Here is a 15,433-nt window from a genome sequence, read left to right as displayed (position 1 = left end):
ATAATCTACCTTTTGTTTTGGCGATTGGCGCGCATCCAACGCCGGTCATGGCGGTAGATGTTTGAGGCATGCCCCAGTTTTTACGGGATACCTCAAACATCTACTTAGAGGCCAAAGGCGGAAAGGATAAGGCCCCAGCCGGCGCCGATGACGTACATCATGACCAGGAACACGGCGTTTTCGCGGGCGCTGCGGTTGGTGCGGAACAGTACCAGGTAACCCACGCCGGCAGAAATGAGTGTACCGGCGAGCATCGGTGCCAGCTGCAGCGCGCCTTCCAGATACAACTGCGTAATGACCACGCTCGCCGAGCAGTTGGGAATGAGGCCGACAAGCGCCGAACCCATGACAGCGAGCGTCTCGTTGCCGCGCAGGAACTGCTCGATCGCGGACTCGCCAAAGGTCTCGAGCACGGCGACCAGAATCAGCGTCACCAGAAAAATGAATACCGAAACCTGCACGGTGTGCGAAATCGCGCTGCGGATAATCGACAGGACGGGCGCGCCTTTGTGTGAGTGGGAGTGACCGTGGTGGTGTTCATGCTCGCCCTCGTGTCCGTGGTCGTGGCCATGTCCGTGGTCGCGGTCGGCCTCGTCTTCATCACAACCGCAATGGTCGCGCTCGCACAGCTCATGGATGTGGTCGGCGCTCACGCCCGCCTCGGCCACCTCGTCGATGATGTCACCGCCGCTGTGATCGTCATGCGCGCAGTTAACGTGCGCCGGATTGGCAGCGGTTCCCAACACGGTACGGCGGATTGCCGCATGAGCACGGGCGTTGCGACGCAGGCCGCGAATGGCGGCATCCACGATAAAGCCCGTGACCAGCGCGATCAGCGCCTTCGAAGCCAAAAGCATCGCCATAGTCTGCACGGGAACCTGCTCGGCAAGTAGCAGTGGCAGCATCTCGTCGGAGGTCGAGAGAAACACCGCCACCAGGGTGCCCAACGTCACGACGCGACCGGCGTACAGCGTTGCCGCCATCGCCGAAAAGCCACACTGCGGCACCATGCCCAGCAACGAGCCAACCACGGGACCAGCGGCACCGGCACGCTTGATGGCGCCGTTGACGCGATCGCCCGCCACATGCTCCAGCGTCTCGAGGGCCAGATATGTCACCAACAAGAACGGCACCAGCGAGAGCGTGTCCTTGCCGGCGTCGAGCAAAATATCAATCAGCAAATCCATGACGGATGGAACCTTTCGTGTCTTTCGGCAGCATTGTAAAAGTCCTAGCGGTCAACTAGGGTATTGTAGTTGTCCTAGGCGTGATGCCAATAGTTGCCTGTGGTAAACTATCATCTCGTCACATCTCAATGACCCCGAGCCGCACGACGCGGCCCGTCCAAGGAGCAGTATATGAACGTTTCGCAAGCACTCGAATACGAGCGCCAGCCGTTTATCCCCATGTTCATCTATGGCGATCACGCCGCCATGGAGTCCGAGCGTCAAAAAGGCGAAGAGGCCCTCAAGGTGCTCGAGACCGAGTACTTTACCGCCGAGGGCGACCCTGGCTTCGACTTTGCCACCGTGCGCGACCTGGCCGACCGCAACCGCGACCTATGCGACCAGATTGGCGAGGCACGCCTGCGCAACGTGACGCCCGTGACGCTTTCGCGCGGCCTGTCCGACGCCGATACCTGCGCCGCCATCGGCAAGATGCAAAAGCGCACCGCCGCGTCCGTCATGCGCGAGATCCGCGGCGACCGCGATGCGCTCGGCGTGGCGTACGCCCGCAAGCCCATCCAGGGCACGGTGCTCGGCATCGACATCGAGACCACCGGCCGTGCACCCGAGCGCGGCTACATCATCAACGTGGGCTGGGAGATCATGGAGCTCACCAGCGACGCCGTCCCGCACGACGCCGAGGCACACTATTGCGGCCTGCCCGATATCTACCGCGGCGAAGATGTGCCGCTGTCGAATATCCATCACATCACCTGGGACGACATCGACGGCAAAACGCCCTTCCGCGAGAACAAGGAGCTGCAAAAGCAGCTGCTCAAGCTCATGAAGAAATACCCGTACATGGCGCACAACGCCGCCTTTGAGGACAGCTGGTTCAAGATCCATCTGGACGGCTATGCCGAGGCGCGCCGAGCCGGCAAGATTATCGTCATCGACTCGCGCCAGATCTGCCGCAGCCTGGACGCCGACGTGCGCTCGCTCCCCCGCGAGTCCGCGCCCGCCGCACTCGAGAACTGGGCACGCCGTCGCGGCACCCTCGCGCCCGACGCCAACGAGCAGCACCTGGGCCTCGACGACACCGACCTCATGCTCCGGACGGTGCAGGCCGAGTTCAACCTCAAAAACCTGTTTGCCAAGTAGATTGCCAAGCAGAGGCGCCATTCGCGAGCAACACTTGCCGGACCATAGCGCCCCGCGCAAAAGCGACACGCGGAGGCGCTCCCCTCAAGCGACGCAAAAATGGGCCGATGTCCAAGCGGATATCGGCCCGTTTTTCGCGCCGTACAACATGGCCCTCCAGCCCCCGATGTCTAGCCGCCGCATAACCAAGAACTTCATCTGCGCATGTTCAAGCCAAATTGCACATTTTTGTTGACGCCGTCTTTGCATCAAAACGATGCTGACCAGCATCAGTTGTGGAGGTCTGCGTAGCCAGCGAGCTGCGACAATGCTCCAAATAGCATCTTTCTCCATCATTGGCGTCAAGCGCTTGGACAGCTTTTGTTATGCCGCGCCATTTTACCTTGGCATTCATCGCGAGCCCCGCCGCCTGGTCTGCCATGCTATCTGTATGAGTATCGTGCTTTCACATAACACGGCAAAAGCGGTCTACCAAGCCGCATACTCGGTATCCGCAATTGGCACCGAGCCCTGCAGCCCTGCCAAGATCTACGGGGCGCGCCCCAGCAAGGAGCTGCTCGACTCTGCCGCCGACTGGCTCGCCAGGCACAACGTCGCTCTGGATAACGATGCCCCGCTCGATACAACGGTGTTCGAGCGCGCAAACGTGCGCAGCATGACGGGATGCAAGTGCCACGTATCATCCAAGCGATTCGCGGGCTCGCGCTTTATCAAGCTTGCCGACGACATCTATATTGTCGGCGTCGAACTCTGTGCGCTTCAGGCCGCAACCTATCTTCCCTTTCGAGAACTTGTGGAGTACTACTTCGAACTGTGTGGAGCCTATTCCCTTGGGCACGATGCCTCAACATCCTATACCGAGCGCTTCGCGCTCACCTCGACTTCGAGCCTTAAACATTTCTTTAACTCCCTCATCGACTGCAAGGGCCTCGAACTTGCCCGAAAAGCCATCCAATGCGTGCGGGACGGATGCCGATCGCCGATGGAAACGGCGTTTGTCATGATGCTCACGCTACCCAGGCGCGAGGGCGGTCTTGGCATTAGCGAGATCGAGACCGACTACGAAGTAAAGGTCACAGCTGCTGCAAAGAATCTCACGCGGCGCGAAAAGTTCTATATGGATGCATATCTCAAGCGGTCCCGAACCGACATCGAATACAACGGATTTCAGCACGATGCCGAAGAAGACCGCGCCATTGACGAAGAGCGCAAGAACGCGCTGGCGTCCATGGGCTACGGAATCATTACCGTCAGTCGCTATTCCTTTATGCACGCCAGCGCCTTCACCAGGGTTATGGAGGCAATCCAGCGAAAGGAGGGCATTCGCCCATCGCGCCTGCCCAAAGATTTCGCAACCAAGCAAGAAGAGCTGCGACAATTTGTTCTCAGGAGATTTATCGAGGAAAAGAAGCGTATTGAGGAGCTCCTCCGTCAAGACGCAGCGCAGGGTAATGCACTTGAGCTCGAGCGCGCAGTGCTCGAGGGCATCTCGCTGGACGACCCGACGATCAACAATGTCCCGGCCATCGACGACATGCAAGTCATCGAGCTGGATTGCCCGGAGTTCGCCCAAACAAGCACCTCCACACCCGAAGGCAGGGTGTACGGGGCCAGAACAGAGGCGGACTGACAGGGTGGGTACCCCGGCGACGTGCAAAAACGGGAGTTTTCAGCAGAGCCGAGTATCCGAGGGCGGCCGAATTGCCCCATTTTGCACCGAAGCCGCTGTTTTCGATGTAAGTTAGGCAACAGCTGAGGAATATCTATTGCCATTTGCACTCCAGTAAAGCCCTGTGGCGGCAAACGACGCCGTATCATGCAATAAATAACCCCTCGTCGATGCTGAAAACTCCCGTTTTTGCACGTCGCTAGGATACCCACGTTGGCATCGGCGGCCTTATCAGCACCAACCAATGCCCTTAGCCGCCTCTGGGGCCAATCGACAGCAAAAAATTTCGCAAATTATATTGACATATGAACATGCGCTCATATACTCGGAAGTAAGTTATATGAGCACATGTTCATATGAAAGGATATTGCAATGAGCGAACACGCCGATGAAATAAGGACCGACATCGACACCGCCATCGTGCCCGACATCCCCACCACTTGCTCGCCCGAGGACCTTCCCGACGAGGAGCTGCTGTACGACCTTGCCGACTTGTTCAAGGTTTTCAGCGACACCACGCGTATCAAGATCCTCTACGCTCTCATGGGCCGCGAGCTCTGCGTGGCAGACATCGCCGAAGCGACTGCGACTTCGCAGTCCGCGGTGTCGCACCAGCTGCGCACGCTCAAACAGTCGCACCTGGTTAAATTCCGGCGCGACGGGCGCAACATCCTCTACTCGCTCGCCGACGATCATGTCTACACCATGCTCAACCAAGGCATGAGCCACATCTGCGAATAGCGACCAACCACGGTACCAGCGCGGCCTGCACCCAAGCCGCAAATACAGGGAAAGGAACCCATCATGAAAAAGCAGTTCAAGCTCGACGAGATCGACTGCGCCAACTGCGCGCGTGAGCTTCAGGACGAACTCGCCAAGCTCGAGGGCGTCAAATCCGTTTCGGTCAACTTTATGACTCAGAAGCTGACGCTCGAAGCCGACGACGCTGAGTTCGACGAGGTCCTCGATCGCGTCGTGGAGTTCACCGCCGACGCCGAGCCGGACTGCGAGATCATTCTCTAGCCTGCGCATACGCTGATACGCAAGGCCGCGCTTGCCGCGGCCTTTGCTCGCGAAATTACATGAGCGAGTGTTCATACATTCAAATGGGAGGATACGAGTCATGGCCACCGCCGACCCCAAGAAGAAAAAGAAGAAGCGCAAGAAAAAAGAGTCACTCGAGCATAAACGCAACCGCATCCTGGTAGCGCTGGGTATTTTTGTCGTGGTGTACGCCCTCGATGAGCTCGGCGCCCTCACTATCGCATTTGGAGAGCCCGGCAACATCTACGCCAGCTTTGTGCTGTTCCTCGTGCCGTTTTTGATTGCCGGCTACGACGTGCTCCAAAAGGCATTCAGCAACATCCGCCGCGGCAAGGCGTTCGACGAGAGTTTCCTCATGGCCGTCGCGACCATCGGCGCGTTTGCCACGGTGCTCTTCCCCGATACCGACCCGCACATGGCCGAAGGCGCCGCCGTTATGCTGTTCTACCAGGTCGGCGAGCTGTTCCAGACATACGCCGTGGGCAAGAGCCGCAAATCGATCAGCGCCATGATGGACATCGCGCCCGATTACGCCAACGTTGAGCAGGCTGACGGCACGCTCGAGCAGGTCTTTCCCGATGACATCGCCGTCGGCACCGTCATTGTCATCAAGCCCGGCGAGCGCGTGCCCATCGACGGCGTTATCGTCGAGGGCGTAACCCAGCTCGACACCGCCGCCCTCACCGGCGAGTCGGTCCCCCGTACCGCCAAGACCGGCGACGATATCATCAGCGGCTGCATCAACATGACGGGTCTTATCCGCGTACGCACCACCAAACCCTTTGGCGAGTCCACCGTCGCGCGCGTCCTGGAGCTCGTGGAAAACGCCAGCGAGAAGAAAGCGCGCACCGAAAACTTCATCACACGGTTCGCCCGCGTCTACACGCCCGCCGTCACCGGCGCGGCAGCGGTGCTCGCGCTCGGCGGCGGCCTGGTGACCGGTGCTTGGTCCGATTGGATCCTACGCGGCCTGACCTTCCTCGTCGTCAGCTGTCCGTGCGCACTCGTAATTAGCGTGCCACTGAGCTTCTTTGGCGGCATCGGCGGCGCGTCCAAGCTGGGAGTTCTCATCAAGGGCTCCAACTACCTCGAGGCGCTCGCCGATGTGGATACCGTCGTCTTCGACAAAACCGGCACGCTCACCAACGGCACGTTCTCGGTCGTCGCGGTGCACCCCGAGGGCGGCTATACCGAGCAATCGCTGCTTGAAGTCGCAGCCCTCGCCGAGTCGTTCTCCGACCACCCCATCGCGCAGTCGGTGCGCGCCGCCTTCCAGGGCCAACTCGACCCCAAGCGTGTATGCGACTCCACCAACGACGCGGGCCATGGCGTGACGGCGAACATCGACGGCAAGCACGTCGTCGTCGGCAACGCCAAGATGCTCGCCGCGGTCGGCATCGAAGCGCCCGATTGCGAGGTCGTCGGCACTATCCTCCATGTGCTGGTCGATGACGTCTATGCCGGTCACATCGTAATTGCCGACACCGTCAAGGCCGATGCCGAGCAAACGATTCGCGAGCTGCACGCCGCCGGCGTCAAGCGCACCGTCATGCTCACGGGAGACCGCGAGGAAGTGGCCGCCGCCGTGGCCAATCAGCTGGGAGTCGATGAGTTCCACGCGCAGCTTCTGCCAGGTGACAAGGTCGAGCGCGTCGAGGCATTGCTGGCGACCGAATCGGGCAAGGGCAAGCTCGCCTTTGTGGGCGACGGTATCAACGATGCGCCCGTGCTCACCCGTGCCGATGTGGGCATTGCCATGGGCGCCATGGGCTCCGACGCCGCAATCGAGGCAGCGGACGTTGTGCTGATGGACGACAAGCCGTCCAACATTTCCCGTGCAATCCGCGTGGCTCGCAAGACCATGACGATTGTTCGGCAGAACATCATCTTTGCACTGGGCATTAAGTTGCTGATTCTGGTGCTCGCGGCGCTTGGCATCGCCAACATGTGGCTCGCCGTCTTTGGCGACGTGGGCGTGGCGATCATCGCCATCCTGAACGCCATGCGCGCGATGGGTGTCAAGAACCTGTAGCATGCGTGGCTGTCCGGCCGGGCGACGCGGCACACAACGCGCAAGGGGCGTCCCCAACTGCCGGCAGAAAAGGAACGTCCCCAAGTGCCGAGCCGCAGCTATAGCAGCCCAAAGTGCTTTGCGGCGTTGTAAATTCCGTCGTCGTCCACGGCAGTCGTCACGTAGCTCGCCGCAGCCTTTACCGTGTCTTGCGCGTTGCCCATGGCCACGCTCGTGCCCACGGCGGCAAACATCGACAGGTCGTTCTCGCCATCGCCAAAGGCGATCGCCTCGCTCGCGTCGATGCCCAGGCGCTCCAGCGTCGCCGCCACACCCAGGTCCTTGCCGCCGTTGGCCGGAATAATGTCGCAGAACAGGTCGCACCAGCGCGTGGTGAGCGAATGCGACACGGCGTCGGTCACGATATGCTCGTCGGCAGGATCCACAAAGGCGCAAAACTGGTAAACCGGCGCATCGAAGGCGTGCTCAAACGGCTCCTCGTGGTAGACGATTCCCGCGTTGTTACCGGCCGTCACCACGCGCTCGGACAGGCGGTTCACAAACGAGTTCTCGCCCTGCATGCACAGCGAGTCGTAGCGCCCCTCGGCCACCTGGTCCACAATCACTGCAACGTCCTCCGGGTCAATCGGGCAGCTACGGTAGACGCCCTCGGCATCAAAACAGTGCTGGCCCGAAAGCGTAATGTACGCATCCCAACCAAGATCGAACAGCCAATCCGGCATCTGGTAGGTCGGACGGCCTGTGGCGATCACGCACGCGATCCCCTGCTCGTGAAAGCTGTCGAGCACTTGCTGCGCCGACGCCGGAATCCGGTGCGTCTTAAAGCTCAGTAGCGTGCCGTCGATATCGAAAAATGCGGCTTTGATCATCCTCGTCTACTCCTCGCCCTCGAGCTTCTCGCTCGCCTCGAGCCACGCCATCTCCAGCTCGTCCATAGCGGCGTGAGCCTCGTCGATCTTTGCCTGCTGCTCGCCCAGCGCCGTGTAGTTGGTGGGGTCGACCTGAGCCATCGCGGCCTCGACCTCCTCCACGCGAGCGCGCTGCGTCTCCATCTTGCGCTCGAGCGAGCTCACCTCGCGGCGGAGCTTCTGGCGCTCGGCATTGGAAAGGCCATTGGGCTGACCGCTCGCCTTGGGCTTTTCGGCCGCAGCTGCCGCGGCACCGGTGTCGAACGTGCCGGTCTTGGCGCTCGGCGCACCCACGGGCTCGCCCTCGGCGGTGGCATTGCACAGGCGCAGGTACTGGTCGACGCCGCCGGGCATGTGCGTCAGGTGGCCGTCGAGCAGCGCCCACTGCTGGTCGGTCACGCGCTCCATCAAAAAGCGGTCATGCGTTACCAGAATCAACGTGCCGGGCCAACCATCGAGCAGGTCCTCGACAATCGCCAGCATGTCGGTATCCAGGTCGTTGCCGGGCTCGTCCAGGATGAGCACATTGGGCTCGTCCAGGATCGTCAGCAGCAGCGACAGGCGACGGCGCTGTCCGCCCGAAAGATCGCCGATACGACTCCAGAGCTGCTGCGTCGTAAAGCCCAGACGCTCGCAGAGCTTCTCGGGCGAGGTCTCCTTGCCATCGATAACGTAGTACTTCTTGTAGTTGCTGAGCACCTCGCGGATCGTGTCGCCCATGTAGGGCTCGAGCTCCTCGAGCTGCTGCGACAGCACGCCAAAGCGCACCGTCTGGCCAATCTTCACGCGGCCGCGCAGGGGCGCGATCTTGCCCTGAATCACATCGAGCAGTGTGGACTTGCCGGCGCCGTTCTCGCCCAAAAGACCATAGCGGTCGCCCGCACCAATGAGCCAGGTCACGTCGGAGAGCACCTGCTTGGGCGCGCCGTCGGTATCGGCATAGCCGGCGTCCACGTCGACCACGTCGATAACCTGCTTGCCCAGGCGACTCACCGCCAGGCGCTTGAGCTCCAGCTCGTCGCGCACGGGCGGCACGTCGGCGATGAGCTCGCGAGCGGCCTCCACACGAAACTTGGGCTTGGTGGAGCGCGCCTGTGCGCCGCGGCTCAGCCACGCGAGCTCCTTGCGCGCCATGTTGCGACGGCGCTCCTCGGTAACGGCGGCCATGCGGTCGCGCTCTACGCGCTGAAGGATATACGCGGAGTAGCCGCCCTCGAAGGGGTCGACCTGGCCGTCGTGGACCTCCCACATGCTGGTACAGACCTCGTCCAAGAACCAACGGTCGTGCGTGACCACGAGCATCGCGCCCTGACCGCGCTGCCAGCGGGCCTTTAAGTGACGCGCGAGCCAATTGATGGTGCGCATGTCCAGGTGGTTGGTGGGCTCGTCGAGCATGAGCACGTCGTAGTCGCCGATCAGCAGGCGCGCGAGGTCCACACGACGGCGCTGGCCGCCCGAAAGCTCGCCCACCGTGCCCTCCCAGGGCACATCGCTAATAAGGCCAGCCAGAATCTGGCGCGTACGCGGGCTCGAGGCCCATTCGTACTCGGGCGTGTCGCCGACGACGGCATGATGCACGGTGTCGGTATCGACCAGGTTGTCCTTTTGGCCGAGCAAACCAATCGTCGTGTCGCGGCGATGCGTCACGCGGCCGTCGTCGGGGTCCAGCGTACCGGCGAGCACGCTCAGCAGCGTCGACTTGCCGTCGCCGTTTTTACCGACGATGCCAATGCGGTCACCCTCGTCCACGCCGAGCGTCACGCTATCGAAAATATGCTTGGTGGGAAACTCTAGGCTGACGGAATCGCATCCCAAAAGAATCGCCATATGCCCTGCTCCTTCGTAGAAATTCAACGTTGTCCATGATAGCAGCGAGCCCCACCCCAAACCACCACGAAGGTGCCTGTCCCCTTTGTGATGGTCGTTTCGGTCGCAGAGCAAAAAGGCGGGCCATCTCCCGCAAGAGATGACCCGCCTCTCCAATCAGTCCCGCGGCAACCATGGCCGCCGCGGGCCTCAAGCATGTCCCGGACTAGGAGAACATGCCGGTGAGGTAATCATTCAGCCGCTTATCCTTGGGCCGTTGGAAAATCTCGTCGGTCTCGTCGTACTCGACCATATCGCCCATGTAGAAAAACGCCGTGCGGTTGGACACGCGCGACGCCTGCTCCATGTTGTGCGTCACGATGACGATGGCGCGATCGGCAACAATCGATGACATCAGGTCCTCGATTGCCAGCGTCGAGATGGGGTCGAGCGCCGAGCAGGGCTCGTCAAACAGAATCACATAGGGATTGAGCGCCAGCGTGCGCGCAATGCACAGGCGTTGCTGCTGGCCGCCCGAAAGCGCGAAGGCGCTCTTGTCGAGCTTGTCCTTGACCTCGTCCCACAGCGCCGCGCCGCGCAGGCTTTCCTCGACCATGCGATCGAGCTCGTCGCGGTCAGTAATGCCGTGGCGTTTGGGCGCAAACGTGATGTTGTCGCGAATGGACTTGCGAAAGGGGTTGGGCTGCTGGAACACCATGCCAATGGAGCGACGCAGCTCGTAGGTGTTCTCGGTCTTGGTGTTCACGTTGCGCCCGCGGTAGTTGATCTCGCCCTCCACGCGGCAGCCGCGAATCTCGCGATTCATAAGGTTGAGGCTGCGCAAAAAGGTCGACTTACCGCAGCCCGAAGGCCCGATGAGCGCCGTGATCTCACCCTTGTGAAAGTCGAGCGACGTATCGTGCAGCGCATGGTGGTCGCCATAGTAAACGTTGACGTCCTTGGTGGAAAGCACGACCTCGTCGCTCACGGCTTTGCCGCTTACGCGCACGCGCTTCTCGCTCTCCCCCACGCTCGACAAAAAGTCCTGGGTCTCGGACGCGGCCGCCTCGGTTGCGGGCGTTTCATTTATCTCGCTCATTCGGCCGTCATCCTCCTTGCCAGTTGCTTGCCCACGATACGGGCGACTACGTTAAACAGCAGCACGCAGATCATCAGCAGTGCCGCGGTGCCCCAAACAATCTGCTGGGCCTCGGGGCTGCCCTCGCCGTAGATCTTGTAGATGTGCACGGCGAGCGACTCACCGGGGCGGAACACGTTCCAGGCACAGGTGGGACTCGACAGGTTAAAGCTCAAGAAGTTCAGGCGAACCGGCGAGCTCATGCCCGAGGTAAAGAGCAGCGCCGCGGCCTCGCCAAACACGCGGCCGGCCGAAAGCACGATACCGGTCACGATGGCGGGCATGGCCTCGGGGATCAGGATGTGCAGCGTGGCCTCCCAGCGGGTGAGGCCCATGGCCAAACACGCATCGCGCTGGGCCTGCGGCACGTCCTCGAGCGCCTGCTGGATCACGCGCACCAGGATGGGGATGTTGAACATGGTGAGCGCGACGGCGCCGGAGATGATGGAGTACTTCCAGCCCAGCTGCACCGAGAACACCAGAAAGCCGAACATGCCGACGACGATGGAAGGCAGCGAGGACAGCGTCTCGATGGCGGTGGAGGCGATGTCGCGGATGGGGCCGTCCGGCGCGTACTCAACCAGGAAAACCGCGCCGCCCAGACTGATGGGCACCGAGATACTTAAGGTGATCAACAGCAGATAGAACGAGTCGAACAGCTGGTAGAGCACGCCGCCCTGGGTTCCGTTGGCGCGCGCGGGCTGCGTGAGAAAGCCCGGCTGGAACAGCGTCGAGATGCCCTCGAACAGAATATAGGCCACCATGGAGACGACGATGAGCATGACGATGGCGACGATTGCCGTCAGTACGCCCGTGGCGATACGGTCCTGCTTTTGGACGCGCCCGAGTCTCGCCTCGTCGATATGAATGCGCGCGCTAGCCACGAGCCTTCGCCCCCTTGCGGCCGATAAGGTGAATGATCAGGATAAAGATGAGGCTCATGCCCATCAGCAGCAGACCGAGCGCCCACAGGACATCGTCTTGGGCAGAGCCCTCGGCATAGACCGCCATGGACGTGGTGAGCGTGGTGGTGATGGTGGAGGCCGGCGACAGCAGCGACGTCGGCATGGCCTCGATGCCGCCGATAACCATGCGCACGGCGAGCGTCTCGCCAAAGGCACGGGTCATGCCGAGGATGACCGCGGTCATGAGCGACGGCATGGCGGATTTGAGTACCACGTGCCAGATGGTCTGCCAGCGGGTGTAGCCCAGCGCGAGCGAACCCTGACGGTAGCTATCGGGCACGGCACGCAGGCCATCGACCGAAAGGGTGGTCATCGTCGGCAAGATCATGACGGCCAGCACGATGGCGCCGGGCAAGATGCCCAGGCCCGTGCTCACGTGGAAAACGCTCTTCATAAGACCGACGACCACGTGAAAGCCGATCAGGCCAAAGACGACCGAGGGAATGCCGGTCAAAAGCTCAATAAGCGGCTGAAACACCTTGGAGCCAAACTTAGGGCTAATCTCGACCGCAAAGATGGCAGAGCCGATGGCGATGGGCAGCGCGATAAGCGTGGAGAGCACCATGACCGCAAACGAGGTGACGATCAGGGGCAGGGCGCCGGTATAGGGCAGGCCGTTTTTGGCCGTGTTGGCCAGGTCCCACTTGGTGCCGGTAAAGAACTCGACGACCGAAACGCCGTCCTTGAGAAAAGCCGAGAGGCCCTTTTGGGCGACCATAAAGATGAGCGCGGCAACGACAAGCGTCACGAGCGCTACGCACGCGCCCGTGACGCCCAGGCCCACGTTCTCAAGGTCGCGCTTTGGCAGCTGTTTTGCCATTGCAAACCTTTCCGGGGCGATTACTTATTTAGCGGAGACCTTGCCGCTGGCGTCCTTGACGACCTTCATGGCAGAGACAGGGATAAAGCCCTGCTCCTCGACGAGTTTGCCCTGGACGTCTTCGGAAAGCATGAACTCCAGGAAGGCCTTGGTGGCATCGTCGGCGTCCTTTGCGCAGTACATGTGCTCGGTCGCCCAGATCTTAAAGGAGTCGTCAGTGACGTTTGCGCTCTTGGGCTCCACGCCCTCGACCTTGATGGCGTTGAACTTGGAGTCGTCGAAGTGCGAGAAGTCGAGGTAGGAGATGGCGTTGTCGGTGCTGGCCATCTGAGTCTGGACGTCGCCGGACTTGTCGAGCTCGGCGTCGCCCTTAAAGTCGACGGCCTCGTCACCAAAGACGGCGGCCTCGAAGGTGGCGCGGGTGCCGGAGCCGGCCTTTCGGTTGAGGACGACGATGGTGGCGTCGTCGCCGCCGACCTCCTTCCAGTTGGTGATCTGGCCGGAGAAGATGCCCTTGAGCTGCTCGAGGGACAAGTCGTCGACCTTCACGTTCTTGGAGACGACGGGGCCCATGCCCACGACGGCGACCTCGTGGTCGACGAGGTTCTTGACCTGGTCGGCCTCGAGCTTGGTCTCGGCGAAGACGTCGGAGTTACCGATGGTAACGGTACCGGCGGCAACGGCGGTCAGGCCCTTGCCCGAACCGTTGCCCGAGCCAGAGACGGAGACGTCCGGGTTGGCGTCCATGAACTTCTCGGCAGCGGCCTCGACGAGAGCTTGGAACGAGGAGGCGCCGTCGTAGGTCACCTCGCCGGAGACGGACTCGGCAGCGGCGCTGCCCTTGTCGGCGGCGTTGGAAGCGCCTGCGCCGCCGCAACCAACGAGGCCGAGGCCCACGAAGCTGGCAAGACCACCAGCGAGGCCGAGGAACTGACGACGAGAATAAGCCTGATCGAGCATGATCTTCCTTTCATACATGCGACTCGCGGGCACCCTGCCCGCTTTGCTGTTTGGAAAGATACGGCCTCGATCGGGCGGTGCCCGCGCCAACTGCGGATTCTTACGGGCATTTGATAGACCCTTACCGCGAGCGCGACTCGGCTTTACAGACGAATAACAAACCCGCCCCCAAGCATGGCCTGCCTTTTACACCAATAAAAACAAAGTTGCGGTGAAATAGTTCCTGCTTGGCCATCAAATGGCCCATTCTAGGAACTATTCCATCGCAACTTAGATTAGGAAACCGCGTAACCTTAAAGCTCTAATTCATTCAAACGGAGGATCGCAACAATATAGATCTTGAGCGCCTGCTTGAGCTGTTCCTCGTTGGCGCACTCGTTGGGGCCGTGCATCTGGCCGCCCCATGCGGGCAGCTCCAGGCCGGTTTCCTCGGGGCCAAACGACACGGCGCGGGCAAAGTTGCGCGCGTACGTGCCGCCGCCCATGGCAAAGGGCTCGGCATGCTTGCCCGTAAACTCGTTATAGGTATCAATAAGCGCCTTCACGGCCGGATCGTCGGCGGACACCGAGAACGGCACCTTTGCACGACCCACACGGCACGTCACGCCAAAGCGGCCCACGAGCGGCTCGAGCTGCTCGCAGATGGTATCGGCGCTCGTGCTGTCGGGGAAACGTACGTCGATGACCTGCTCAATATGGCCATCCATCACACGGATAACACCGGGGTTGCACGTGAGCGGGCCAAACGCCGGGCTCGTCGCGTCGATACCCAGGCCGCGGCCATAGGCATCCGCATGTACAAAGGTCAGAAACTTGACAAACTCGTGCTCGACGGGCGTCAGCAGACGCTCGTCGCGTGCACCAAACGCGTCCTCGGCCTCGCGCAGATACGCCACGATGAGGCCGACGGCATTGATCGTTCCCTCGGGCATCGAAGCGTGACCGCCAATACCGTGGGCGAAAATCTGCGCATGCCCGTTATCGAGCGCCGTGATCTCCAGGCGGTCGGCGTTCTCAACGGGCGCCGGCAGCTCATCGGCGGCAATCGCGAGCTCGCAGATAGACTGCGACGGAATGGCGTTGCTCGCCTCGGCACCGCTCCACGATACGATGCGCCCGCCGTCGATCTTGGAGCTCACAAACGTCGCCCCAAACTGGCCCTTCTCGGCATTGCAGACCGGGAACTCGGCATCGGGCGTAAACAAAAAGTCGGGATCTGCGTGGTTCTCCAGATAATGGTGAACGTCGGACATGCCCACTTCCTCATCGCAGCCCAGCAGCGCGCGGAAGGTATAGCGCGGCACAATGCCGTGCTTGATCAGGTAGGCACCGGCGTAGAGCGACAACACGGCCGGGCCTTTGTCGTCGATCACGCCACGACCGAGCAGCCAGCCCTCGCGGCGCTCCATCGCAAACGGGTCGGTGTTCCAACCGGGACCGGCGGGCACCACATCCACATGGCAGATGGTCGCAAGCTGCTTATCGCCGCGGCCGGGAATGTCGGCGATGCCCACATAGCCCTCGTCGTCGCTCGTCTGGTAGCCGAGCTTTTGCGCAATGCCGAGCGCACAATCGAGCGCATCACGGACCGGGCGGCCAAACGGCGCACCGGGCTCCGCATGGGCAGCAACGGCCACGGACGGATAGCTCACCAGCTGCTCGATATCGGCAACGACATCTTCCCAGATCTCGTCGACATACTCGGTAACGCTCTGTTCCACCTGATTCATGGACGACCTCCTTACCAATGAGCGACGGCCACAC

13 protein-coding genes are annotated in these 15,433 nt (G+C 61.4%); 5 read left to right on the top strand and 8 right to left on the bottom strand.

Annotated features, from left to right (window positions below):
* Nucleotides 1-104: 104 nt before the first annotated feature.
* Complete coding sequence (locus ACTQ05_RS01345) at nt 105-1,187, bottom strand: putative manganese transporter (protein WP_441537782.1); 1,083 nt, start codon at nt 1,185-1,187, stop codon at nt 105-107.
* A 171-nt stretch (nt 1,188-1,358) separates the two neighbouring features.
* Here ACTQ05_RS01345 and ACTQ05_RS01340 point away from each other — a divergent pair, with 171 nt between their 5' ends.
* The 5 genes from ACTQ05_RS01340 (at nt 1,359) to ACTQ05_RS01320 (ending at nt 7,072) form a co-directional block, all read left to right on the top strand.
* The gene (locus ACTQ05_RS01340) at nt 1,359-2,327 is read left to right on the top strand and encodes a 3'-5' exonuclease (protein ID WP_427719557.1); all 969 of its coding nucleotides are present in this window, start codon (nt 1,359-1,361) and stop codon (nt 2,325-2,327) included.
* A gap of 439 nt (nt 2,328-2,766) precedes the next feature.
* Nucleotides 2,767-3,957, top strand: coding sequence for a hypothetical protein (locus tag ACTQ05_RS01335; protein ID WP_441537781.1), 1,191 nt, complete (start codon nt 2,767-2,769; stop codon nt 3,955-3,957).
* Between the two features lie 411 nt (nt 3,958-4,368).
* Nucleotides 4,369-4,737 (top strand): ArsR/SmtB family transcription factor, encoded by a 369-nt coding sequence (locus ACTQ05_RS01330; RefSeq protein WP_427747430.1) that lies wholly within the window; start codon nt 4,369-4,371, stop codon nt 4,735-4,737.
* Nucleotides 4,738-4,800: 63 nt separating this feature from the next.
* Nucleotides 4,801-5,019 (top strand): cation transporter, encoded by a 219-nt coding sequence (locus ACTQ05_RS01325; protein WP_117583778.1) that lies wholly within the window; start codon nt 4,801-4,803, stop codon nt 5,017-5,019.
* Nucleotides 5,020-5,119: 100 nt separating this feature from the next.
* Nucleotides 5,120-7,072: a heavy metal translocating P-type ATPase gene (locus ACTQ05_RS01320; RefSeq protein ID WP_441063031.1), complete on the top strand. Its 1,953-nt coding sequence runs from the start codon at nt 5,120-5,122 to the stop codon at nt 7,070-7,072.
* Nucleotides 7,073-7,170: 98 nt separating this feature from the next.
* Here ACTQ05_RS01320 and ACTQ05_RS01315 read toward each other — a convergent pair whose 3' ends face one another.
* The 7 genes from ACTQ05_RS01315 to ACTQ05_RS01285 form a co-directional block, all read right to left on the bottom strand.
* The gene (locus ACTQ05_RS01315) at nt 7,171-7,941 is read right to left on the bottom strand and encodes a Cof-type HAD-IIB family hydrolase (RefSeq protein ID WP_441063030.1); all 771 of its coding nucleotides are present in this window, start codon (nt 7,939-7,941) and stop codon (nt 7,171-7,173) included.
* 6 nt (nt 7,942-7,947) lie between these two features.
* Nucleotides 7,948-9,807, bottom strand: coding sequence for an ABC-F family ATP-binding cassette domain-containing protein (locus tag ACTQ05_RS01310; RefSeq protein WP_441063029.1), 1,860 nt, complete (start codon nt 9,805-9,807; stop codon nt 7,948-7,950).
* Nucleotides 9,808-10,012: 205 nt separating this feature from the next.
* Complete coding sequence (gene pstB / locus ACTQ05_RS01305; protein ID WP_441537780.1) at nt 10,013-10,885, bottom strand: phosphate ABC transporter ATP-binding protein PstB; 873 nt, start codon at nt 10,883-10,885, stop codon at nt 10,013-10,015.
* On the bottom strand, nt 10,882-11,808 hold the full coding sequence (gene pstA / locus ACTQ05_RS01300) for a phosphate ABC transporter permease PstA (RefSeq protein WP_441537779.1): 927 nt from the start codon (nt 11,806-11,808) through the stop codon (nt 10,882-10,884). Before pstA ends, pstB begins: the two co-directional genes overlap by 4 nt.
* A complete protein-coding gene (gene pstC, locus ACTQ05_RS01295) occupies nt 11,801-12,709 on the bottom strand; it encodes a phosphate ABC transporter permease subunit PstC (protein WP_441537778.1) in 909 nt (302 codons plus the stop codon). The genes pstA and pstC overlap by 8 nt, the downstream gene beginning before the upstream one ends.
* A gap of 24 nt (nt 12,710-12,733) precedes the next feature.
* Nucleotides 12,734-13,669, bottom strand: a complete 936-nt coding sequence (locus ACTQ05_RS01290; protein WP_441014856.1) for a phosphate ABC transporter substrate-binding protein — start codon at nt 13,667-13,669, stop codon at nt 12,734-12,736.
* A gap of 293 nt (nt 13,670-13,962) precedes the next feature.
* Nucleotides 13,963-15,399, bottom strand: a complete 1,437-nt coding sequence (locus ACTQ05_RS01285; RefSeq protein ID WP_441063028.1) for a M20 family metallopeptidase — start codon at nt 15,397-15,399, stop codon at nt 13,963-13,965.
* Nucleotides 15,400-15,433: the final 34 nt, after the last annotated feature.

The sequence above is a fragment of the Collinsella sp. LCP21S3_A9 genome (genome assembly GCF_052118785.1).
GTDB lineage: Bacteria > Actinomycetota > Coriobacteriia > Coriobacteriales > Coriobacteriaceae > Collinsella.
This window is presented reverse-complemented; position numbering and strand designations above follow the sequence as displayed.